Origin of the sequence: Deinococcus radiotolerans, assembly GCF_014647435.1 — a bacterium.
GTDB classification, from domain to species: domain Bacteria; phylum Deinococcota; class Deinococci; order Deinococcales; family Deinococcaceae; genus Deinococcus; species Deinococcus radiotolerans.
Window position 1 is genome coordinate 122,807 of sequence record NZ_BMPE01000008.1, and the last position, 19,503, is coordinate 142,309.

Consider the following 19,503-nt stretch of genomic DNA (forward strand, 5'->3'; position numbering starts at 1 on the left):
CGGCGCGGTAGGCCCTCAGGAACGCCGCACTCAGGGTGCCTGGAGGCGGGTTGGGTGCACCTTGCCGCCATCCGGTGTCCTGCGGTCACCCTACGGCGTCTCCGCGGACCACAAGGCCCTGATCGCCCGCCCAGGCGCCCAGGTCGTCCCCGCGCAGCGCGGCGGCCAGCAGGCCCGGGAAGTGCGTGGGCGTGCACGCGAACGCTGGGATGTCCAGGCTGGCAAGGGCGCGTGCCACGCCGTGATCGAAGCTGGGCGCCCCATCATCCGAGAGCGCCAGCAGCGCCACGATCAGCACGCCACTCTCGCGCAGCGCGTGGGCACGGGCGAGCATCTCGCGTTCGTTGCCGCCCTCGAACAGGTCACTGAGGAGCACGAGGACCGTCTGCTCCGGGCGTTCGATCACGCCCTGGCAGTACGCCAGCGCCCGGTTGATGTCGGTGCCGCCGCCCAGTTGCAGGCCGTACAGCAGCTCCACCGGGTCGCTGAGGTGTTCGGTCAGGTCCGCGACCGCCGTGTCGAACGCCACCACGCGCGTGCTTAGCGCCGGGAGGCTCGCCAGGACCGCGCCGAACACCCCGGCGTACACCACGCTGCCCGCCATGCTGCCCGACTGGTCCACGCACAGCACCACGTCCCGCAGGCTGCGCCGCCGCCGCCCGTGCCCGACCAGCCGCTCGGGGACGAGGGTGCCCAGTTCCGGGCGGTACGTGCGCAGGTTCGCGCGGATCGTGCCGGGCCAGTCGATCTCGGCGGCCTTCGGGCGGCGCGTGCGCTGCGCGCGGCTGAGGCTCCCGGTGACGGCCGCGCGGGTCGGTTCCTCCAGGCGGCGCGTCAGGTCCTCCACCACGCGCCGCACCACCGAGCGGGCCGCGTCCCGCGCCGACGGCGGCATCACGCCCTTCAGGGACACCAGCGTCGCCACGAGGTGCACGTCCGGCTCCACGCCGTCCAGCAGCTCCGGCTCGAACAGCAGCTGACGCAGATTCAGCCGCTCGATGGCGTCCGCCTGCATCACCCGGACCACGTCGGTCGGGAAGAATTCCCGCAGGTCCGCCAGCCAGCGCGCCACGCGCGGCGCACTCCCCCCCAGCCCGCCCCGACGCTCACCGTCCGGCGGGTCGTACAGCCCAGCAAGTGCGGCGTCCATCCGGCGGTCCTCCAGCGTGAGGGGCACCTCGGTCCCCTCCTGCGCGGCCAGCCCGTCGGCGTCCCCGCCACCCAGCACCAGCCGCCAGCGGCGCTTACGTTCATCCATCATGACCCACCCCCAGCAGGCTCAGCACGACCGGGATGACCCGCGCCGCCCGGGTGTCATCCACCGCGACCGGCGTGAGGCGCGACGCGGGCGTGCCCCCACGCACCGCCTCGCCAATCGCGCGGCGCTCGGGCGCCTCAAAGCGCGCAAAGACCCGGCGCAGGAGCGGCAGCACGTTCTGGAACACCTCGGCGTCCAGGGCCGACAGCCAGCCATCCACCAGCGCCAGCAGGCCCGCGTCGTGCACCAGCAGCGCCCCAGTATCCCCCAGGAAGCCGTCCAGCCACGCCGTGACCGCCAGCGGCGACGGGTCACTCAGCGCCAGCCCCAGCCGCGCCTCCACCTGACCGGTGTCCAGCACGCCCGCATCGCGCAGGCGGCGCAGCGCGTCCCCCAGCAGGAGCGGATGCGCGTCCTCCCGGTCCGCGGCCCGGCGCAGGGCCGCGCGCCACTCGCCAGTGACCTCCGGATCGTCCAGCAGGCGCACGGCCGCGTCCGCGCCCCGCACCGCGTCCCGCAGGTCCGACGCCGCCTCGTCCCCCAGACCTACCCCGGCCAGCGGCAGCCCCACCGCCGCGCGGGTCAGCAGCGCCCGGAACGTCTCCAGCGGCGCCACCTCTCCCCCACCCGGACGGGCGGCGGCCGGACCGCGCCCACGCACGTCCCCGTAGCGCGCCAGTCGCGCCAGGGGCGGCAGCGCCCGCAGCACGTCCGGCACGTCCGCGCCCAGCGCCGACCGCTCATCCAGCGCCGCCAGCGTCACTGGCAGGGCGCCGGGCAGGTCCGCGAGGCGCAGCACCTCCAGCAGCGCCGTCAGCTCTGCCAGCGTCCCCGCGCCCCGCGCGGCCTCCAGCGCGGACGCCGTCGCCGCGTCCCGCACCGTCTGCCCCAGCCGACTCGCCTCCACCAGCCGCACGCTGAACTCCGGCCGCCAGCGCAGCTGCCACCCCTCACGGAACGTCCCCAGCCCACCCGACCCACGGGGCTTCGCCCACGGCACGCCCAGCAGGTTCAGGCGGTGAAACAGCACGCTGCGCGCCAGATCATTGTCCGAACGCAGGTCCAGATCCAGGTCCAGCTTCTCCGGCAGCACCTTCAACCGGAGGCTCTTCTGCTGCCGCGCCACGTCCCGCGCCAGCGGCACCGTCGGCACCCCGTCCGGCACCGCGCCCAGCGCCTCCCCCACCACCAGCCGCTCCTCAATCAGCCGCAGGGGCAGGTCCCCGTCCCAGCCGAACACGCTCAGCGCCGCTTCGTTCAGCTCCTCCAGGCCCGGCAGCGCCCGCCCCCGCAGCGCCGCCAGCGCGTTCGCCAGCCGCGTCGCCTCAATCACCGACGCGCTGCTCGCCTCCAGCCGCTCCGCGCGCAGCAGCCGCGCCACCCGCGCGAACCACCGTTCCGCGACTGCGCCGCGCGACGTGAACAGGTGCTCGTAGTACCCCGGCGAGCGCACGCCCGCCCCGTACCCGCTCGCCACGCTCAGGCGACCATGCGTCCACGGCACCCACGTCAGCGTCACCTTCGCCTTCGGCAAGCCCCTGAGCAGCGCCGCGTCCGCCTTCACCGGAAACAATGAGACGTCCAGCGCGGGCGCGTGCCATGCCCCACACACCACCGCCACCCGATTGAACCCCTCCTTGAGCGCCGCGCGGATGCCCTGCCGCATGAACGCCTCCCGCTGTGCCTCCCGACCCACCGGCGCCAGCGCGTCCGCCCGCACCGCCCGCATCGCCTCATTCACCGCCGCGAACACATCGAAATCATCGCCGCGGGCCTCCACCAGCGACTCCCACCACCGCTCGAAATCCGAGAAGCCCGCCGTCTGCGCCAGCACCCCCAGCGGATCATCCCGCAACTCATCCTCCGGCCCGTCCCGCTCCCCGGCCAGCACCACGCCCGCCGGAAGATCCACGAACCGCGCCACAGCCCCCGCCCGCGCCGCCCAGCGCAACGCCACGAACTCTGGACTGAACACCGCGAACGGCCAGAACGCCGCGCGGGACGGATCATCGTTCACGTACCCCAGCAGCGCCACCGGCGGTTTCAACGCCCCATCCGCCACAAACGGCAGCACCACCTCCGCATCCGACGGCCCCTCCACCAACACGATGTCCGGCTGAAGCTCCTGAAGCGCCAGTTCCAAAGACCGAGCCGAACCTGGTCCGTGATGACGGATGGGGAAAATGGAGATCAAAACCGGATGCTCCAAGTCGGATAAACGCCCTTCGCCTTTTTGTAAATCTCGTTCAACGGATGCATTCTCAGTGTTTTGGTCGTGGTGTTGTAAAAGGCAAATTGATACAGGTCTCCAAGAGCTTGGGCCACCAGGAGTTCAGCGGTGGACAGGGAGAAGAAATATCCCGAGAATTCCTCATCAATCCTTGCTCTACCCGTTGATTTGACCTCAAGGAGCCTGAGTTCACCATGCTGAATAGCCAGTTCAATTCCGGCAGCAGATCTAGGATGCTGCGCAGTCATCTGAAACAAGTCGAACGCCTTGCCATAGACCGGCTTACCCTTGCGGGCAAAAGCAACGCAAATGGCCGAGCGCTCCTCATTACTCGGCTCATAACAATTTTTCAGCTCACGCATGATCAGTCGGGTAGCCGTACGGGCCGTCCGCTTGTTGCTTGAAGTATCGATTTCTATCTCATCCAAAATGGGCAACTGCGGATCAATCGGTAAATCTGTCATTCAGCTCACCGCCCGGCAGGCTTTGTAGAAGTCTTTCCAGTCGTCGCGTTTTTTCGTGACGGTTTCGAGGTATTCGCGCCAGATGAGGGCGTCCTGGGTGGGGTCTTTGATGATCGCGCCGATGAGGCTGGCGGCGATGTCGTGGGGGGTGAGGGTGCCGGTGCCGAAGTGCGCGGCGAGGGACAGGCTCTGGCTGACGACGCTGATGGCTTCGGCGGTGCTGAGGCTGCCGCTGGGGCTTTTGAGGCGGGTTTTGCCGTCTTCGGTGGTGCCGGAGCGGAGTTCGCGGAAGACGGTGACGATCCGCCGGACTTCGTCGAGGGCGGGGGGCTGTGCGGGGATCTGGAGGGCGGCGCTGAGGGCCTGGGCGCGGGCGGTGACGATGCGGACTTCGTCGTCGAGGGTGTCGGGGACGGGGAGGATGACGGTGTTGAAGCGGCGTTTGAGGGCGCTGGAGAGGTCGTTGACGCCGCGGTCGCGGGTGTTGGCGGTGGCGATGAGGTTGAAGCCGTGCACGGCCTGGATTTCGGTGTTCAGTTCGGGAACGGGGAGGGTCTTTTCGGACAGGATGGTGATGAGGGTGTCCTGCACGTCGCTCTGCACGCGGGTGAGTTCTTCCAGGCGGGCGATCTTTCCGCCCTGCATGGCGCGGAGGATGGGGCTCTGGACGAGCGCGGCGGGGCTGGGGCCTTCGGCGAGGAGGCGGGCGTAGTTCCAGCCGTAGCGGAGGGTGTCCTCGGCGGTGCCCGCGGTGCCCTGGATCAGCAGGGTGCTGTCGCCGCTGATGGCCGCGGCGAGGTGTTCGCTGACCCAGCTCTTGGCGGTGCCGGGCACGCCCAGCAGGAGGAGGGCGCGGTCGGTGGCGAGCGTGGCGACGGCGATCTCCATGAGGCGGCGGTCCCCAACGTACTTGGCGGTGATCTCGGTCCCGTCGGGCAGGGTGTCGCCGAGCAGGTACGTGAGGACGGCGTGCGGGCTGAGGTTCCAGCGGGGCGGGCGGGGGCGGGTGTCATGCGCGGCGAGGGCGGCGAGTTCGTGCGCGTACTGCTGCTCGGCGTGCTGGCGCAGGACGGTGGCGTCAGGGGTGGTCATGGGTGCTCCTTGAAGTCGTGCCGGATCTGCCTGCGGGTGTCGAGGGTGCCCATCAGGTCGTGCCAGACGCTCTGGGCGTGGTTGGGTGCGTCGGGTGGCAGGGGTGGGGGGGGCGTGGTGTCGGGGTGGAGGTGATGCGTGTGGTCGTGCAGGGTGCGCCAGCGTTGCGGCCACTGGGAGGGGTGGTCGGTGTGCCGGAGGGTGTCCTGGAGGAGGGCGAGAATGGCGTGGCTGTCCTCAGGGGTCCAGGGGGTGGGGTGGTGCGCCAGGGCGGCGAGGATGAGGTCGGGGTCGCGGTCGTGCAGGCCGCTCTGGAGGGTGCGGGCCGGGTCGGCGAGGGCGCGCAGGGCCGGGGTGGACGCGTGCGCGAGAAGCGCCTGGGCAAGCGGCTGGTGCCGGTGCGTGAGGGTGCCCGCGATGAGGTCGTCGAGCAGGTGGTGGTCGCGGGCCAGGGTGATCAGGGCGTGGGGGCCGCCGGGAGTGGCGTGCAGCAGCGCGTCCGGGTGGGCGTGCCGCAGGACGTGGCTGAGTCGGGCCTGGGGGCCGCCGCTCAGGCCGTCGCGGGGGCTGGGTGGCGTGTCGGGGTCGTGGAGCGCGGCGGCCAGTCGGGCGTTCAGGGCGCTGCGCGGGAGGCGCTGGAGGGTCTGCCGGGCGAGGGTCTGCACGTCGGGGCTGCGGTCGTCCAGCGCGCCCTCCAGCAGGGGTTCCAGGGTGTGGTCGTCGTCACTCAGGGTGTCCAGCACGGCGCTCAGGAGGCGTTTGCGGCTGGCAGCGCGTTCCGTGTCGAACTGCGTGCGTAGCAGGGCTCGGGCGGCGCCGGGGTTGAGGGCTCGCAGCACGCGGTGCAGGGTGTCGCGGTCGGTGTCGCTCAGGGCGGCCCAGGTGGGCTCGTCGGGGGCGTCAGCGTGAGCCAGGGCGGGGCTGTCCGCGTGGTGTGCCAGCCAGCGCCCCCGTTCGCCCAGCACGCGGGCGAGGGGTACGCGCAGGCTGCGGTCCTGCGTGGCGAGGGTCAGCAGGCGCGGCAGGTACAGCGCCGGGACGCGGTAGCCGTGCGCGTGGCACAGGGTCAGCCACTCGTGCAGCAGGGGGCCGCCCAGATGCGGGAGGTGCCGCGCGGCGCGGGCCGGGGCTTCCGCACGCGGATCGCTGGGGGCGGGGGTGGGGGCCGGGGCGGGCGGGTCGGGTTGCCGTCCGGCGGTCGCGGCGAGGGTCAGCAGCGCGGCGCGGGCCAGCAGGGTACCTGCCGGGTCGTCCCGGGTGACCCGCGCGGCGGCCTGTCCGGTGGCGTCGGGGCCGGGGGTGGGCAGGGGGGCGCGTTCGGTGCCGATCAGCGCGGCGCTCAGCAGGGCCCGGAGGTCAGGACCCATAGTCATTCTCCGGTTCATCCAGGGGGTGCAGGGTGCCGTCCTGCCCGGCGCACAGGGGCGTGAGACTCTGGCCGTCCCATTCGGCGGTGAAGGTCTGCGGGTGTCCGCCGCCCAGGGCCAGCAGGGTGAGGCGGGCCGTGTCGCTGCCGCCCAGCGGGAGGCTGCCGCGTGCGTCCCCGGCCCGCCAGGGGTCGCCGTCCCGCGTGGGGGGGTGGACCGTGACAGGCCCGAGGTGGTGCGCGGTGCGGTCCAGCCAGGGGTTCAGGGCCAGGGCGGCGCCGTGCGCGTCGAGCAGGCCGTCCAGGGTGACTGGTGCGGGCAGGGGGGTGGGGGCGCTGCGGGTGGCCTCGCCGTCCAGGACGTGCCGCTGGGGGACCGTGCCTGGGGCAGGGCTCAGGCGGGCGCGGACGCTCTTCCCGGCGGGCAGGGCGGGTGGCAGGGGCCAGCCGGGCGCGGCGAAGTCCAGCAGGAGCGCGGTGGTGCCGCTTTCGTGCAGCCAGCTGCGGCGGGTGCGGACGTGTTCCTCGTCGCTGATGGTGTGGCCCAGCACCAGCCAGTGGGTGTCGGTCCCCCCGGCGGCGATGGTGGCGGCCTTGTCCAGCGGGAAGCCCAGCGCGGCGCGCAGGTCGGCCTGTTGCGGGGCGCTCAGGGTGTCGCGGCCGGGCCACGCCTTGGTCAGCAGGTACAGGCGGGCCAGGTGGGCCAGCAGCCGGCCCGGGTGGGGCAGGACTTCGGGGATCATCCGGACCAGGCGGGCGGCGCCGGGCGCCTGGGCGTCCACGAGGCGGGCGGCCTGGGTGTCCCAGTCGCTGTAGGGTCGCGCGGCGGCCTGCGCCAGTCCGTCCCGGACGAGGTCTTTCAGGAAGGTCTGCAGGGCGTCCAGGCCCAGGCTGACTTTCTTCTCGCGCGCGGCGCGGCGTTTGGCCTGTGCGGCGGGGTCGGGGCCGCTGCAGGTCTCCCCTGCCGGGTCGGCGTCGGCTGGGCTGGAGTCGGACGGGGCGTGTTTCGCAGCGCGGCCGTCCAGCCACTTCCGGATGGCATCCGGAGCGGGGTCGCTGCCGAACTGCTGCGGGTGCGCTTCGTGCAGGAGCAGCAGGGCCAGGGCGTGCTTGCAGGGGAACTTGCGGCTGGGGCAGGAGCACTTGAAGGCTGGGGCGTCCGGGCCGCTTAGGTCGACACCGGTCAGGTAGGGCTGTCGGCCGCTCCCCTGGCAGTGTCCCCAGAGGTGCGTGGGTTTGGCGTGCAGGTCGGGCCACTGGGCAGGCGTGGCGAGCTTGCGGGCGCTGGCGGCGCTGCTCGAATCCGGGGCCAGGGTCAGGACGGGGTCGGGGGTGGCGGTCATCGGGTCTCCTGACAGCCGTTACGCTGCCAGCGTAATGTAGTGCATCCCTCCTTTGCTGGCAAGCGCAGAAGGGGCCGCCACGCCAGAAGGGCCGGTGGGTCCGGACAACGCCAGAGCCACCGGCCCTCCCAGGTCCCGCCTTACTTCATGCTGTTCAGAATGCGGCCGTACACGTCGTTCATGCTGCCCACACCGTCAATGCGGGTCAGCTGGCCGCGCGCGCTGTAGTAATCAATCAGCGGCTGCGTCTGCTCGCGGTAGATCTCCTGGCGCCTGCGGGCGACCTCCTCGGTATCGTCGCTGCGCACCGCCTCACCGCGCGCGGCAGCCTGACGGCCCCGGTCCACGATGCGGTCAATCAGGACCTGATCCGGCACTTCCAGCAACGGCACGGCACGGACGGGCGCGCCCAGTTCTTCCAGCAGCACGTCCAGTTCACGCGCCTGCGCACTGGTGCGGGGGAACCCGTCGAAGATGACGCGCACGGCGTCCATGCTGGCCAGCTTGTCGCGGATCAGCGCGATCAGGATGTCGTCCGGCACGAGTTGCCCGGCGTCCAGGATGGGCTTGACCTGCTGGCCCAGTTCGGTGCCGCGCGCCACGTGGTCGCGCAGGATGTCGCCCGTGCTGATCTTGACCAGGTCCTTGTCCTGCGCCAGTCGTTCTGCCTGGGTGCCCTTGCCCGCGCCGGGAGGCCCGAGGAAGATCACGACGTTGTGTTTGGGTTGAGTCACTGTTGTCCTCCGTTCACCCTTCAGCATAGTGGCTGAGGGTCAGATTCGGGCGGCCCTGGTCAGAATGCGGCTGTTCCCACTCCGGGAACAGGAAACGCGCCGCCTCCGGCTGGGAGGGCGGCGCGCTTCAATTCTGGGGCCGGTTCAGTTGTCGCGGTTCATGCGGCCGCGGATGCGGCCCTTGCTGATGAAGCCGTCGTAGCGGCGGACCGTCAGCTGCGCTTCAAGCTGCTTGAGGGTTTCAAGCGCCACGCCCACGATGATCAGCAGGCCGGTGCCGCTGAACTGGAAGGTCGTGATGCTCGTCGCCTTCTGCACCAGCTGAGGCAGGATGGTCAGCACGACCAGGAAGATCGCGCCCCACAGACTCAGGCGGCTGCTGATGGTGCCCAGAAACTCTGCGGTGGGCGTGCCGGGGCGGACGCCGGGAATGAAGCCCCCGGCCTCGCGCAGCTGCTCCGCGATGCGCTTGGGATCGAACTGCACGCTGTTGTACAGGTACGTGAAGCCGAAGATCAGCAGGGCTTCCAGCGCGATGTACAGCGGCTGTCCGAACGTTAGGTACGTGGCGATCCAGCTGCTCACGCCCGGCGCGCGGGTCGCCGTGGCGTTCTGGATCAGGTTCGGGATGATCAGCATGGCCGACGCGAAGATGACCGGAATCACGCCCGCCTGGTTGACCTTGATGGGCAGCCAAGTGGCCTGACCGGCGCTGCGGGCCTGTCCAGCCGCGCCGCCGCGTGCGCGGGCGTACGTGACGGGTACGCGGCGCTCGGCCTGGTACACGTACACGATCCCGGCGATGGTCACGAGGATCACGGCAATGAAGGCCACAATGCGCAGCAGCCAGGGTGCGTCGGCGGATTCACGGACCAGCACGGCGGTCGCGGCGATCTCGCGCGGGTACATGGCGATGATGCCGCTCGTGATGATCAGGCTGATGCCGTTGCCGACGCCCACTTCCGTGATGCGTTCACCGATCCACATCGTGAAGGCAATGCCCGCCACCTGGGTCAGGACCATCACCAGGATGGTGAACAGGCCCGGCTCCCAGCCGACTGCCAGGTAACTGGGGTCCGCGTTGATGAACGACGCGAAGAACGCGGCCTGGAAGGTGCCCAGGGCCACGGCGGCGTAGCGGGTGTACTGGTTGATCTTCTTGCGGCCTTCCTCGCCTTCCTTAGAGAGTTTCTCCAGGGGGGGCAGGGTGGTCGTCAGCAGCTGAATGACGATGCTGGCCGTGATGTACGGCAGGACGCCCAGCGCGAAGATCGAGAACTGCGAAAGATTGCCTCCCGAGATCATGCTGATCAGGCCGAACAGTCCACTGTTCGTGCCCTGGCTCAGCGCGGCGCTGTTGACCCCTGGTGTGGGAATGCTGCTCCCCAGCCGGTACACGGCGAGGAGCAGCAGGGTGAAGACAATCTTCCGCTGAAGATCCGGAATCCGGAATGCGTCGCGGAAGGCGCGCAGCATTTACTCCGCCTTCTCGGCTTCGTTCGCTTCGGGCAGGATGACTTTGCCGCCGGCCGCTTCCACGGCCTTCACGGCGCCTTCGCTGGCGGCGTCCACGTGAATGGTCACGGCGCGGGCGATGTCGCCGCTGCCGAGCAGCTTCACGGGGCGGTTCTTGCGGCGCACGAGGCCCGCGAGTTCCAGCACGTTGCGGTCAATGGTGGCGTCCTCGATGTTCGCCAGCTGCGCCAGGTTCACGACTTCGAACGTCACGCCGACGTTGTTGAAGCCGCGCTTGGGCAGGCGGGCGATCAGGCGGCTGCGGCCACCTTCGAAGAAGCTACCCTTGCCAGCGCCGCTGCGGCTCTTCTGGCCCTTGTGACCGCGACCGGCGGTCTTGTCGGTGCCGCCGGGGCCACGGCCGACGCGCTTGCGGTTCTTGCGGCTGCCGGCGTTGGGCTTGAGTTCGTGGAGTTTCATTCTTGCACCTCCAGCAGGTGCTTGACGGTGTTCACCATGCCGCGCACGGCGGGGGTGTCACGGACCTCGCGGGTCTGGCCGATCTTCTTCAGGCCGAGCGCGTGCACGGTCTTCACCTGGTAGCCAGGGCGGCCGATGACGCTGCGCTTCAGGGTGATTTTCACTGGGCGCCTCCGGTGGGCTGCACCTCGCCGCGCAGGGCACGGACCTGCTTGGCGGTGCGGAGGTTCTTCAGGCCGTCGAACACGGCGTAGGCCACGTTGACCTTGTTGCGGCTGCCCAGTTCCTTGGACAGCAGGTTCGTGATGCCGGCCAGTTCGGCGATGCTGCGGGGCACGGTGCCCGCGATCACGCCGGTACCGGGGCCTGCGGGTTTGAGCAGCACGCGGCTGGTGCTGTTCTCGCCGACGATGTCGTGGGGGATGGTGCCGTTCTCGACGGGCACCTGGATCATGTTCTTGCGGGCGATGCTCTTGGCCTTTTCAATGGCCACGGGCACTTCTTTCGCCTTGCCGATGCCCATGCCCACGCGGCCGTTGCGGTCGCCCAGGATGACGAGCGCAGCGAAGCGGAAGCGGCGGCCGCCCTGGTAGGTCTTGCTCGTCCGGTTGACGAACAGCATCTTCTCTTCGAATTCGCTGCTTTCGCGGTCCATTCGGTCGTTCCGTCGGTTAGAAGTCAAGGCCACCCTCCCGCGCCGCGTCGGCGAGCGCTTTCACGCGTCCGTGGTAGCGGTACTGTCCACGGTCAAAGACAACCTTCTTGACGCCCTTGGCCAGGGCGGCCTCCGCGAGGGCCTTGCCCACGGCGGTGGCGGTGTCGGTCTTGGTGCCCGTCTTGACAGCGGCGCTGCTGGCGGCAGCCACGGTGACGCCTTGGCTGTCGTCGATGATCTGGGCGTAGATGTGCTTGCTGGAGCGGTACACGCTGAGGCGCAGGCGATCTCCGGCGGCCTGCCGCACTTTGCGGCGGGCGCGGAGCTTGCGGCGCACGGTCGTCTGGGCAGCCATTATTTCTTCCCTTTCCCGCCGGTGGCGCCAGCCTTACCGGCCTTGAGGCTGATTTTCTCACCAGCGAAGCGCACACCCTTGCCGTGGTAGGCGTCGGGCTTGCGGACTTTACGGACGTTCGCGGCCACCTGACCGACGAGCTGCTTGTCGATGCCGCTCACGTCGATCTTGGTGGGTTCGGGCACGGTGAAGCTCACACCGGCCGGGGGCTCGATCACGACGGGGTGGCTGTAACCGATGGTCAGTTCCAGGGCCTTCCCGGCGAGCTTGGCGCGGAAACCGACGCCCTTGAGCTCCAGGTTGATGGTGTAGCCTTCGCTGACGCCCTTGACGGCGTTGGCGACGAGCGTGCGGGTCAGGCCGTGCAGGGCGCGGTGGCGCTGCGCGTCGCTGGGACGCTCGACGAGCAGCTGGTCGCCGTCCTGCTTGATGGTCAGTTCGCTGTTGTAGGGAACGGTCAGTTCGCCTTTGGGGCCCTTGACCTTGAAGACGCCGTCCTGGGCGCTCGTGGTCACGCCGTTCGGGACGGCGATGGGCTGTTTGCCAATTCGGGACATGGGATGTCCTCCTTCTTCCTTAAATTCGGCCTGCCCGGGTGGGGGCCGAGGTCAGGTGAGATGCTCGCGCGCCGGGAATCCTGGTGGGGATTACCAGAGGACGCAGATGACTTCGCCGCCGACGCCCTGCTTGCGCGCGTCGCGGTCGGCCAGCAGGCCCTTGCTCGTGGAGACCACGGCCAGGCCCAGGCCACGCTGCACGCGGGGCAGGTTCTCGGCGCTCACGTACGCGCGGCGGCCGGGGCGGCTGATGCGCTCGATGTGCTTGATGACCTGCTCGCGCTTGGCGCCGTACTTCAGGGTCAGGCGCAGGACGTCGAACTTCTGTCCTTCGGGCAGCAGGCGCTCGTAGGAGGCCACGTAGCCTTCCTGCACGAGCACTTTGGCCAGCTGCTCTTTGAACTTGGAGGCCGGGACGTCCACGGTCTCCTTGTGGGTGCGCGTCGCGTTGCGGATGCGCGTGAGCATATCGGCGATGGGATCACTCAACATGTAGCCTCCAGGGGCTGGTGTTGATCCGGGCTGGTTCCCCGCGGAGGGGGCCTGCTCCCGGCAGGTGGCCCGGCCCCAGGCAAGCTGGTGGTCGGGCGCGGTTCTCCCCAAGTGGAAGTGGGGGCCACAACGTGGCGCGTCTCTTCTGTTGGGTCTTCACCACCACCGGACGATGACCTCTCAAGGCGACAGGTTCGTATCCGGGGGGCACTGCGGGCGCACCCTGAAGATTCAAGGCACGGCAACTTGGGAGTGTATCAGTTCTTCGCCGGTGCCACAAGCCGTGCCTGCGCGACGCTACGCAAAAGGCCTCCCGCGGGGGGAGGCCTTGAGGGATGTCAGCTGATTACCAGCTGGCTTTCTTCACGCCGGGCAGTTCGCCCTTGTGCGCCATCTCGCGGATGCAGATGCGGCACAGGCCGAAGAAGCGGTAGTACCCGCGGGCGCGACCGCAGCGGCTGCAGCGGTTGTAGTTCTGCACGGCGAACTTGTGGCCGCGCGCAGCTTTGACGACTTTGGAAGTGTTAGCCATTGTTCATCCGTCCTTATTTGCGGAAGGGCAGGCCCATGGCTTGCAGGAGCGCGCGGGCTTCTTCGTCCGTCTTCGCGGTGGTCACGATGGTGATGTCCATGCCGCGCACCTTGTCGACCATGTCGTAGGTGATTTCGGGGAAGATCAGCTGTTCTTTGATGCCCAGGTTGTAGTTGCCGCGGCCGTCGAAGGCGTTGGGGTTCACGCCCTTGAAGTCACGGATGCGGGGCAGGCCGATGTTGATCAGCTTTTCGAGGAACACGAACATGCGCTCGCCACGCAGCGTGACCTTAATGCCCACGGGCATGCCCTGGCGCAGCTTGAAGTTGCTGATGCTCTTTTTCGCCTTGGTGACGATGGGCTTTTGCAGGGTGATCAGCGCCAGTTCCTTGGCGGCCTTGTCGATCGCCTTGCTGTCTTCCTTGGCGCTGCCCAGGCCTTCGTTCACGACGATCTTCTCGATGCGGGGCACGGCCATCACGCTGGAGTAGCCGAATTGCTGCATCATCGCAGGGCGAACCTGCTCGTTGTACTTGGTTTTCAGTTGCTGCATGGTGGGTTCCTTCGAGCGGTCTCCCAGTTTTTCAGAGAGCGCCGCTCAGGCCGCCGCGTGCCCATCGGAGTGGTGGGCGGCGGCCCGGAGTGGTCAGTCGATGTTCTTGCCGCTCGCGACGGCCACGCGGACTTTCTTGCCGTCCACGATGGTCTTGCGGATGCGGGTCGCCTTGCCGGTTTCGGGGTCCACGATGGACACCTTGCTGGCGTGCAGGGCCAGCTCGCGCTGTTCCTGGCCGCCCTGCGGGTTGGCGGGGCTGGGCTTGACGTTCTTGGTGACGAGGTTCACGCCTTCCACGACGACCTTCTGGTCGCGGGGCAGGGCCAGCAGCACTTTGCCGGTCTTGCCCTTGTGCTTGCCGCTCAGGACGATGACGGTGTCACCCTTCTTGATGTGCAGCTTGTCGTTGTGGTGGCTACCAGCGCTGGGACGGGGCATTACAGCACCTCCGGGGCCAGGGACACGATCTTCATGAAGCGGCGGTCGCGGAGTTCACGGGCGACCGGCCCGAAGACGCGGGTGCCGCGGGGCTCGCCCTGGTTGTTGATGATGACGGCGGCGTTCTTGTCGAAGCGGATGGTGCTGCCGTCGGCACGCTTGATGGCGTGGGACGTACGCACGACCACGGCCTTCACGACGTCACCGGCCTTGACGGTGCCGCGGGGCGCGGCGTCCTTGACGCTGGCGACGATGATGTCACCCACGTGGGCGTAGCGCTTGTTGCCGCCGCCGCCGGTGGTGAGACCCTTGCCGCCGATGCCGCTGTTCAGCACGCGGATGCACATGATCTCGCGCGCGCCGCTGTTGTCCGCCACGTCGAGGCGGGACTGGGGCATGATCATGCTTTACCCCCCTCGGTTTCCACGGCGGTGGTTTCGATGCCGCGGGGACGCTCGACCAGTTTGGTGACCTTCCAGGTCTTGGTCTTGCTGATGGGACGCACGGCGATGATCTCGACGCGGTCACCGATCTTGTACTCGTTGTTCTCGTCGTGCGCAGCGTACTTGTGGCTGCGGGTCACGACCTTGCCGTACAGGGGGTGAGCGAACTTGCGCTCGACCTTCACGCTGACGGTCTTGTCGGCCTTGTCGCTGACGACGACGCCGGTAAAGGTCTTCTTCATGCCTGCTCCCCTTTGCTCAGCTCGGCCTGGACGGTGTTGAGCTGGGCCACTTCACGGCGGAGCTGCTTGACGCGGTGGGGCTGGGCGAGGTTGCCCACGGCCGCCTGGAAGCGCAGCTCCATCAGTTCCTTCTTGCGGCTGTCGATTTCCTTGGCGAAATCGGCAGGCTGCAGGTTACGCATATCACTGAGCTTCATCGTAGACCTCGCGCTTCACCATCTTGGTCTGGATGGGCAGCTTGTGACCGGCCAGGCGGAAGGCTTCTTTGGCCTGCTCTTCGGTCACGCCGGACACTTCGAACATCACGCGGCCGGGCTTGACGACGCTGACCCAGTACTCAACGGCGCCTTTACCTTTACCCATTCGGGTTTCGGCGGGCTTCTTGGTGACGGGTTTGTCGGGGAAGATGCGGATGTAGATCTTACCGCCGCGGCGGAAGTGGCGGCTCATGACGATACGGCACGCTTCGATCTGGTTGCTCTTGATCCAGGCGGGCTCCAGCGCGATGAGGCCGAAGTCGCCGAACGCGACGTAGTCGCCGCCCTTGGCGTCACCGGTCATCCGGCCGCGGTGCTGTTTACGGAACTTGGTGCGCTTGGGAAGAAGCATCACTCACCTCCGGGGCGGCGCCGCGCGGCGGGGCGGCGGCGGTTGGGGCGGTCACCGTCTTCACGGCGGCGCTCGTCGTTGCGGCGCTGGGGACGGGCGTAGGTTTCGGTCTTGCCGCCGATGACTTCACCGGTGAATACCATGACCTTGATGCCCAGGCTGCCGTAGGTGGTCTCGGCGCGGGCGGTACCGTAGTCGATGTCGGCGCGCAGGGTGTGCAGGGGCACGCGGCCTTCGCGGACCATCTCGGTGCGGGCCTGCTCGGCTCCGCCGAGGCGGCCGGACAGGATGATCTTGACGCCGCGGGCGCCGGATTCCATCACGCGCTGGGCGGCCTGCTTCATGGCGCGGCGGAACGCGAAGCGGCGTTCGATCTGCTCGGCGATGCGCAGGGCGACCAGGGGCGCGCTGATGTTGGGGTTGGGGATCTCGGCGACGTTCACGGCGACGGTACCGGCGGACACGAGGCGCTCGATGTCCTGGCGGAGTTCCTTGATGGACTCGCCGCCCTTGCCGATCACGATGCCGGGTTTCGCGGCGCTGATGATCACGTTGACCTGCTGGCCGGCGCGCTCGATCTCGATGCGCGCGATGCCGGCGGCGTTCAGTTTGCGCTGAACGAGCTTGCGGATCTTCTCGTCTTCTTTCAGCAGGCCGGCGTACTGCTTCTTGCCGGCGTACCAGCGGCTGTTCCACGTACGGGTGATGCCCAGGCGGAAGCCGTTCGGGTTGATCTTGTTACCCATTACTTGTTCCCCTTCTCGCCCACGATGATGGTGATGTGGCTGGTGCGCTTCTTGATGATGTTCGCGCTGCCACGGGCGCGGGGAATCAGGCGCTTGAGGGTGGGGCCGGCGTCCACGTACGCGGCGGTGATGACCAGGCGGTCCTCGAGCATCTCGTCGTTGTGCAGCGCGTTGTGCTTGGCGCTGTTCAGGACTTTCGCGACGGGTTCGCTGGCGGCGCGGGGGATGAAGCGCAGCAGGTCTTCGGCGTCACGGACGCTCTTGCCGCGGATCACGTCAACCACCAGGCGCACCTTGCGGGGGCTGATGCGGACGTACTTGGCGACGGCCTTGCCGGGCGTGCGCAGCTTCTGCTGCTGCTTGCGCTGCTTCTTGTTGCGGAATTCAGGAGCGGTCATTTCTTCTTGCTCCCCTTGGCGTTCTTGTCAGCGCCGTGGCCGCGGTAGTTGCGGGTGGGGCTGAATTCGCCGAGCTTGTGGCCGATCATCTGCTCGTTCACGAAGACGGGCACGTGCTGCTTGCCGTTATGCACGGCAATGGTGTGGCCGATCATTTCGGGAACGATGGTGGAGCGGCGGCTCCAGGTCTTGATGACGCGCTTGTCCTTCTTTTCGTTCTGGACGTCGACCTTCTTCAGGAGGTGGTCATCCACGAACGGGCCTTTCTTGAGGCTACGGGGCATGTCCTACCCTCCCTTACTTCCCGCCGCGGCGGGTGATGATGAAGCGGTCGCTGTTCTTGCGCTTCTTGCGGGTCTTCAGGCCCTTGGCGGGCTGGCCCCAGGGGCTGACGGGCACGCGGCCCGCGCCGGTCCGACCTTCACCACCGCCGTGGGGGTGATCCACGGGGTTCATGGCGCTACCGCGCTGGTGGGGCTTGCGCCCAAGCCAGCGGCTGCGGCCGGCCTTACCGATGTTGATGTTCTTGTGCTCGGCGTTGCCGACGGCACCGATGGTGGCGTAGCACTCGCTGTGAATGCGGCGGAGTTCGCCGCTGGGCAGACGCAGGATGACGTAGTCGCCTTCCTTGCCCTGCACCTGGATGCTGGTGCCAGCGCTGCGGGCGAGCTGGGCGCCCTTGCCGGGGATCAGTTCCACGCTGTGCACAACGGCACCGACGGGCACGAAACGCAGGGGCAGTGCGTTGCCGAGCTTGGGTTCGGCTTCGGGGCCGGAGTTCACCATGGCGCCGACCTGCAGGCCTTCGGGCGCGAGCACATAGCGCTTCTCGCCGTCAACGTAGTTCAGCAGAGCGATGCGGGCGCTGCGGTTGGGATCGTACTCGATCGCGGCGACCTTGGCAGGCACGCCAGCCTTGTCGCGGCGCTTGAAGTCGATAATGCGATACAGGCGCTTGTGACCGCCGCCGATGAAGCGGCTGGTGATGCGGCCGCGGTTGTTACGGCCACCGGTCTTGGGGAGCGCCTCGGTGAGCGCCTTTTCGGGGCGCTTTTTGGTCAGTCCGCTGAAGTCCGCAGTCGTCATGTGGCGACGGCTGGGGGTGTAGGGACGGTATTTCTTGACGGCCATGTTCAATCTCTCCTTAGGCCTGGCCTTCAAGGGCGGCGATGGTCTGGCCGTCGGCGAGGCGCACGATGGCCTTCTTGCGGTCGGCGCGGTGGCCCATGAAGCGGCCGACGCGCTTGCGCTTGCCGGGGACGTTCATGGTGCTGATGCCGATCACGGTCACGCCGAACGCTTTCTGGATGGCGCCCTTGATCTCGGTCTTGGTGGCCTTGGGGCTGACCCAGAAGGAGTACACGCCGCGTTCCATGCCAGCGTAGGCTTTCTCGCTGATCACGGGGGCCTGGATGATGTCGTAGTGGCTCATGCCTCTTCCCCTTCCTGCGCGGGCTCGAGAACGACCGCGTCGATCACCAGGCGCTCGTGGCGCAGGATGTCGTAGGCGTTCAGGCCGGCGACGGGCAGCACGGTGGCCCAGGCGACGTTACGGGCGGCCTGGCGGGTCGCGGCGTCATCGGTGACGATGAGCACGCGCTCGCTGCCGTCCATGCCGTTGCTGGCAGCCCAGGTGACGAAGTTCTTGGTCTTGCCGTCCTGGTCGTAGCCGTCGACGGCGATCAGCTTGCCGGCTTCCTGGCGCGCGGCCAGGGCCATGGCTAGGCCCAGCTGACGGACCTTGCGGGGCAGGGTGTAGCCGTAGTTGCGGGGCTTGGGGCCGAAGGCCACGCCGCCGCCCACGAAGCTGGGGACGCTGCGGTCGCCGTGACGGGCGTTACCGGTGCCCTTCTGACCGTACATTTTCTTGCCGGTCTTGCTGACTTCCGCGCGGGTTTTGGTGCTGGCCGTGCCGCGGCGGCGGCTGGCGAGCTGCCAGGTCACGACGTCGTGCAGGACGCCGCTGTTCACTTCCGGCAGGTCGAGGTCGATGGTGCGGCCCCCGTTCTTGCCGATGACGTTGATCTGCGCCATGTCTTACTTGCCTCCCTTGGCGGCCTGACGCAGGACAACGAGGCCACCGTTGGCGCCGGGGATTGCACCCTTGACCAGGATGATGTTCTCGTCGGCGCGGATCTCGACCACTTCGAGGTTCTGGACGGTGATGCGGTCCATGCCCATGTGGCCGGCCATACGCTTGCCCTTGTACACGCGGCCGGGCGTTTTACGCTGGCCGATCGAGCCGGGGCGGCGGTGCCACTTCTTGGAACCGTGACTGGCGGGGCCACCCTTGAAGTTCCAGCGCTTCATGACGCCCTGGAAGCCCTTACCCTTGCTGGTGCCGGTCGCGTCGATCTTCTCGCCTTCGGCGAAGATGTCGATGCTGACGGTGTCGCCTTCGGGGCTGAAGTCGCGGAATTCACGCAGGAAGCGCACGGGGGCAACCCCGGCTTTCTTGAAGTGACCGGCTTCGGGCTTGATGACGCTCTTCTCGCGCTTGGGCGCGTAGCCGATCTGCACGGCCTCGTAGCCGTCGGTCTGCGCGGTCTTGCGCTGCACGACGGGGCAGGGGCCAGCCAGCACGACGGTCACGGGAATGGCGCGGTCGCCTTTCCAGATCTGGGTCATGCCGATCTTGGTGCCGAGGATGCCCTTCATGCGCGGCCCCCAACAGTCTTGATCTCGATGTCCACGCCAGTGGGCAGGTCGAGGGTCATGAGGCTGTCGATCGTCTTCTTGGTGGGGTTCATGATGTCCACCAGACGGTTGTGGGTGCGGATCTCGAAGTGCTCGCGGCTGTCCTTGTTCACGAAGGGGGAACGCAGAACGCAGAAGCGGCGGATGCGGGTGGGGAGGGGCACGGGGCCGCTCACGTCGGCGCCGGTGCGGCGCACGGTGTCCACGATCTTGCTGGCGGACTGGTCCAGCGCCTTGTGGTCAAAGCCACGCAGTTTGATACGGATCTTGGGGGCAACCATGTTCTATTACTCCAGGACCTTGGCGACGACGCCGGCGCCGACAGTGCGGCCACCTTCGCGGATGGCGAAGCGCAGGCCCT

The 19,503-nt window shown here is 68.2% G+C and carries 30 protein-coding genes; all 30 read right to left on the bottom strand.

What is annotated here, in order from left to right; translation table 11 throughout:
* Window positions 1-85 precede the first annotated feature (85 nt).
* Window positions 86-1,261, bottom strand: a complete 1,176-nt coding sequence (locus tag IEY63_RS13985; RefSeq protein WP_229784719.1) for a VWA domain-containing protein — start codon at window positions 1,259-1,261, stop codon at window positions 86-88.
* On the bottom strand, window positions 1,251-3,401 hold the full coding sequence (locus IEY63_RS13990) for a DUF5682 family protein (RefSeq protein ID WP_229784720.1): 2,151 nt from the start codon (window positions 3,399-3,401) through the stop codon (window positions 1,251-1,253). The genes IEY63_RS13985 and IEY63_RS13990 overlap by 11 nt, the downstream gene beginning before the upstream one ends.
* Before the next feature lie 47 nt (window positions 3,402-3,448).
* Window positions 3,449-3,952, bottom strand: a complete 504-nt coding sequence (locus IEY63_RS13995; RefSeq protein WP_189069616.1) for a hypothetical protein — start codon at window positions 3,950-3,952, stop codon at window positions 3,449-3,451.
* Window positions 3,953-5,044, bottom strand: a complete 1,092-nt coding sequence (locus tag IEY63_RS14000) for an ATP-binding protein (RefSeq protein ID WP_189069617.1) — start codon at window positions 5,042-5,044, stop codon at window positions 3,953-3,955.
* Complete coding sequence (locus IEY63_RS14005; protein ID WP_189069618.1) at window positions 5,041-6,411, bottom strand: DUF5691 domain-containing protein; 1,371 nt, start codon at window positions 6,409-6,411, stop codon at window positions 5,041-5,043. Before IEY63_RS14005 ends, IEY63_RS14000 begins: the two co-directional genes overlap by 4 nt.
* A complete protein-coding gene (locus tag IEY63_RS14010; protein WP_189069619.1) occupies window positions 6,401-7,753 on the bottom strand; it encodes an SWIM zinc finger family protein in 1,353 nt (450 codons plus the stop codon). Before IEY63_RS14010 ends, IEY63_RS14005 begins: the two co-directional genes overlap by 11 nt.
* A 140-nt stretch (window positions 7,754-7,893) precedes the next feature.
* The gene (locus IEY63_RS14015) at window positions 7,894-8,487 is read right to left on the bottom strand and encodes an adenylate kinase (RefSeq protein WP_189069620.1); all 594 of its coding nucleotides are present in this window, start codon (window positions 8,485-8,487) and stop codon (window positions 7,894-7,896) included.
* A gap of 144 nt (window positions 8,488-8,631) precedes the next feature.
* Window positions 8,632-9,963, bottom strand: a complete 1,332-nt coding sequence (gene secY, locus IEY63_RS14020; protein ID WP_189069621.1) for a preprotein translocase subunit SecY — start codon at window positions 9,961-9,963, stop codon at window positions 8,632-8,634.
* Complete coding sequence (gene rplO, locus IEY63_RS14025; protein ID WP_046843197.1) at window positions 9,964-10,422, bottom strand: 50S ribosomal protein L15; 459 nt, start codon at window positions 10,420-10,422, stop codon at window positions 9,964-9,966.
* Entirely contained in the window at window positions 10,419-10,586 is a 168-nt protein-coding gene (gene rpmD / locus IEY63_RS14030) for a 50S ribosomal protein L30 (RefSeq protein ID WP_189069622.1), read from the bottom strand. The genes rplO and rpmD overlap by 4 nt, the downstream gene beginning before the upstream one ends.
* The gene (rpsE, locus tag IEY63_RS14035) at window positions 10,583-11,104 is read right to left on the bottom strand and encodes a 30S ribosomal protein S5 (RefSeq protein WP_308425232.1); all 522 of its coding nucleotides are present in this window, start codon (window positions 11,102-11,104) and stop codon (window positions 10,583-10,585) included. The genes rpmD and rpsE overlap by 4 nt, the downstream gene beginning before the upstream one ends.
* The gene (gene rplR / locus IEY63_RS14040) at window positions 11,094-11,432 is read right to left on the bottom strand and encodes a 50S ribosomal protein L18 (protein ID WP_189069623.1); all 339 of its coding nucleotides are present in this window, start codon (window positions 11,430-11,432) and stop codon (window positions 11,094-11,096) included. Before rplR ends, rpsE begins: the two co-directional genes overlap by 11 nt.
* The gene (gene rplF, locus IEY63_RS14045) at window positions 11,432-11,989 is read right to left on the bottom strand and encodes a 50S ribosomal protein L6 (RefSeq protein WP_189069624.1); all 558 of its coding nucleotides are present in this window, start codon (window positions 11,987-11,989) and stop codon (window positions 11,432-11,434) included. Before rplF ends, rplR begins: the two co-directional genes overlap by 1 nt.
* A 90-nt stretch (window positions 11,990-12,079) precedes the next feature.
* Window positions 12,080-12,481: a 30S ribosomal protein S8 gene (gene rpsH / locus IEY63_RS14050; RefSeq protein ID WP_189069625.1), complete on the bottom strand. Its 402-nt coding sequence runs from the start codon at window positions 12,479-12,481 to the stop codon at window positions 12,080-12,082.
* Window positions 12,482-12,827: 346 nt separating this feature from the next.
* A complete protein-coding gene (locus IEY63_RS14055) occupies window positions 12,828-13,013 on the bottom strand; it encodes a type Z 30S ribosomal protein S14 (protein ID WP_046843203.1) in 186 nt (61 codons plus the stop codon).
* A 13-nt stretch (window positions 13,014-13,026) separates the two neighbouring features.
* Window positions 13,027-13,566, bottom strand: a complete 540-nt coding sequence (rplE, locus tag IEY63_RS14060; RefSeq protein ID WP_046843204.1) for a 50S ribosomal protein L5 — start codon at window positions 13,564-13,566, stop codon at window positions 13,027-13,029.
* Window positions 13,567-13,659: 93 nt separating this feature from the next.
* Window positions 13,660-14,007, bottom strand: a complete 348-nt coding sequence (gene rplX / locus IEY63_RS14065; protein ID WP_046843205.1) for a 50S ribosomal protein L24 — start codon at window positions 14,005-14,007, stop codon at window positions 13,660-13,662.
* A complete protein-coding gene (gene rplN, locus IEY63_RS14070) occupies window positions 14,007-14,411 on the bottom strand; it encodes a 50S ribosomal protein L14 (RefSeq protein ID WP_022800312.1) in 405 nt (134 codons plus the stop codon). Before rplN ends, rplX begins: the two co-directional genes overlap by 1 nt.
* The gene (gene rpsQ / locus IEY63_RS14075) at window positions 14,408-14,692 is read right to left on the bottom strand and encodes a 30S ribosomal protein S17 (RefSeq protein WP_189069626.1); all 285 of its coding nucleotides are present in this window, start codon (window positions 14,690-14,692) and stop codon (window positions 14,408-14,410) included. Before rpsQ ends, rplN begins: the two co-directional genes overlap by 4 nt.
* The gene (gene rpmC, locus IEY63_RS14080; protein ID WP_189069627.1) at window positions 14,689-14,889 is read right to left on the bottom strand and encodes a 50S ribosomal protein L29; all 201 of its coding nucleotides are present in this window, start codon (window positions 14,887-14,889) and stop codon (window positions 14,689-14,691) included. The genes rpsQ and rpmC overlap by 4 nt, the downstream gene beginning before the upstream one ends.
* Window positions 14,876-15,301, bottom strand: a complete 426-nt coding sequence (gene rplP, locus IEY63_RS14085; RefSeq protein ID WP_046843208.1) for a 50S ribosomal protein L16 — start codon at window positions 15,299-15,301, stop codon at window positions 14,876-14,878. Before rplP ends, rpmC begins: the two co-directional genes overlap by 14 nt.
* Window positions 15,301-16,047 (bottom strand): 30S ribosomal protein S3, encoded by a 747-nt coding sequence (rpsC, locus tag IEY63_RS14090; RefSeq protein ID WP_046843209.1) that lies wholly within the window; start codon window positions 16,045-16,047, stop codon window positions 15,301-15,303. The genes rplP and rpsC overlap by 1 nt, the downstream gene beginning before the upstream one ends.
* Entirely contained in the window at window positions 16,047-16,445 is a 399-nt protein-coding gene (gene rplV, locus IEY63_RS14095) for a 50S ribosomal protein L22 (protein ID WP_189069628.1), read from the bottom strand. Before rplV ends, rpsC begins: the two co-directional genes overlap by 1 nt.
* A complete protein-coding gene (gene rpsS / locus IEY63_RS14100) occupies window positions 16,442-16,729 on the bottom strand; it encodes a 30S ribosomal protein S19 (RefSeq protein WP_046843210.1) in 288 nt (95 codons plus the stop codon). The genes rplV and rpsS overlap by 4 nt, the downstream gene beginning before the upstream one ends.
* 13 nt (window positions 16,730-16,742) lie before the next feature.
* Window positions 16,743-17,576, bottom strand: a complete 834-nt coding sequence (gene rplB, locus IEY63_RS14105; protein WP_189069629.1) for a 50S ribosomal protein L2 — start codon at window positions 17,574-17,576, stop codon at window positions 16,743-16,745.
* Between the two features lie 13 nt (window positions 17,577-17,589).
* Window positions 17,590-17,877 carry a 50S ribosomal protein L23 gene (locus IEY63_RS14110; protein WP_046843212.1) on the bottom strand — a complete coding sequence of 96 codons (288 nt, stop codon included), beginning with the start codon at window positions 17,875-17,877 and terminating at the stop codon, window positions 17,590-17,592.
* Window positions 17,874-18,479 (bottom strand): 50S ribosomal protein L4, encoded by a 606-nt coding sequence (rplD, locus tag IEY63_RS14115; RefSeq protein ID WP_189069630.1) that lies wholly within the window; start codon window positions 18,477-18,479, stop codon window positions 17,874-17,876. Before rplD ends, IEY63_RS14110 begins: the two co-directional genes overlap by 4 nt.
* Window positions 18,480-18,482: 3 nt before the next feature.
* Entirely contained in the window at window positions 18,483-19,103 is a 621-nt protein-coding gene (rplC, locus tag IEY63_RS14120) for a 50S ribosomal protein L3 (protein ID WP_189069631.1), read from the bottom strand.
* Window positions 19,100-19,423, bottom strand: coding sequence for a 30S ribosomal protein S10 (gene rpsJ / locus IEY63_RS14125; protein ID WP_014685998.1), 324 nt, complete (start codon window positions 19,421-19,423; stop codon window positions 19,100-19,102). Before rpsJ ends, rplC begins: the two co-directional genes overlap by 4 nt.
* 6 nt (window positions 19,424-19,429) lie before the next feature.
* The coding region (locus IEY63_RS14130; RefSeq protein WP_229783786.1) for an EF-Tu C-terminal domain-related protein at window positions 19,430-19,503 on the bottom strand (74 nt) is incomplete at its 5' end.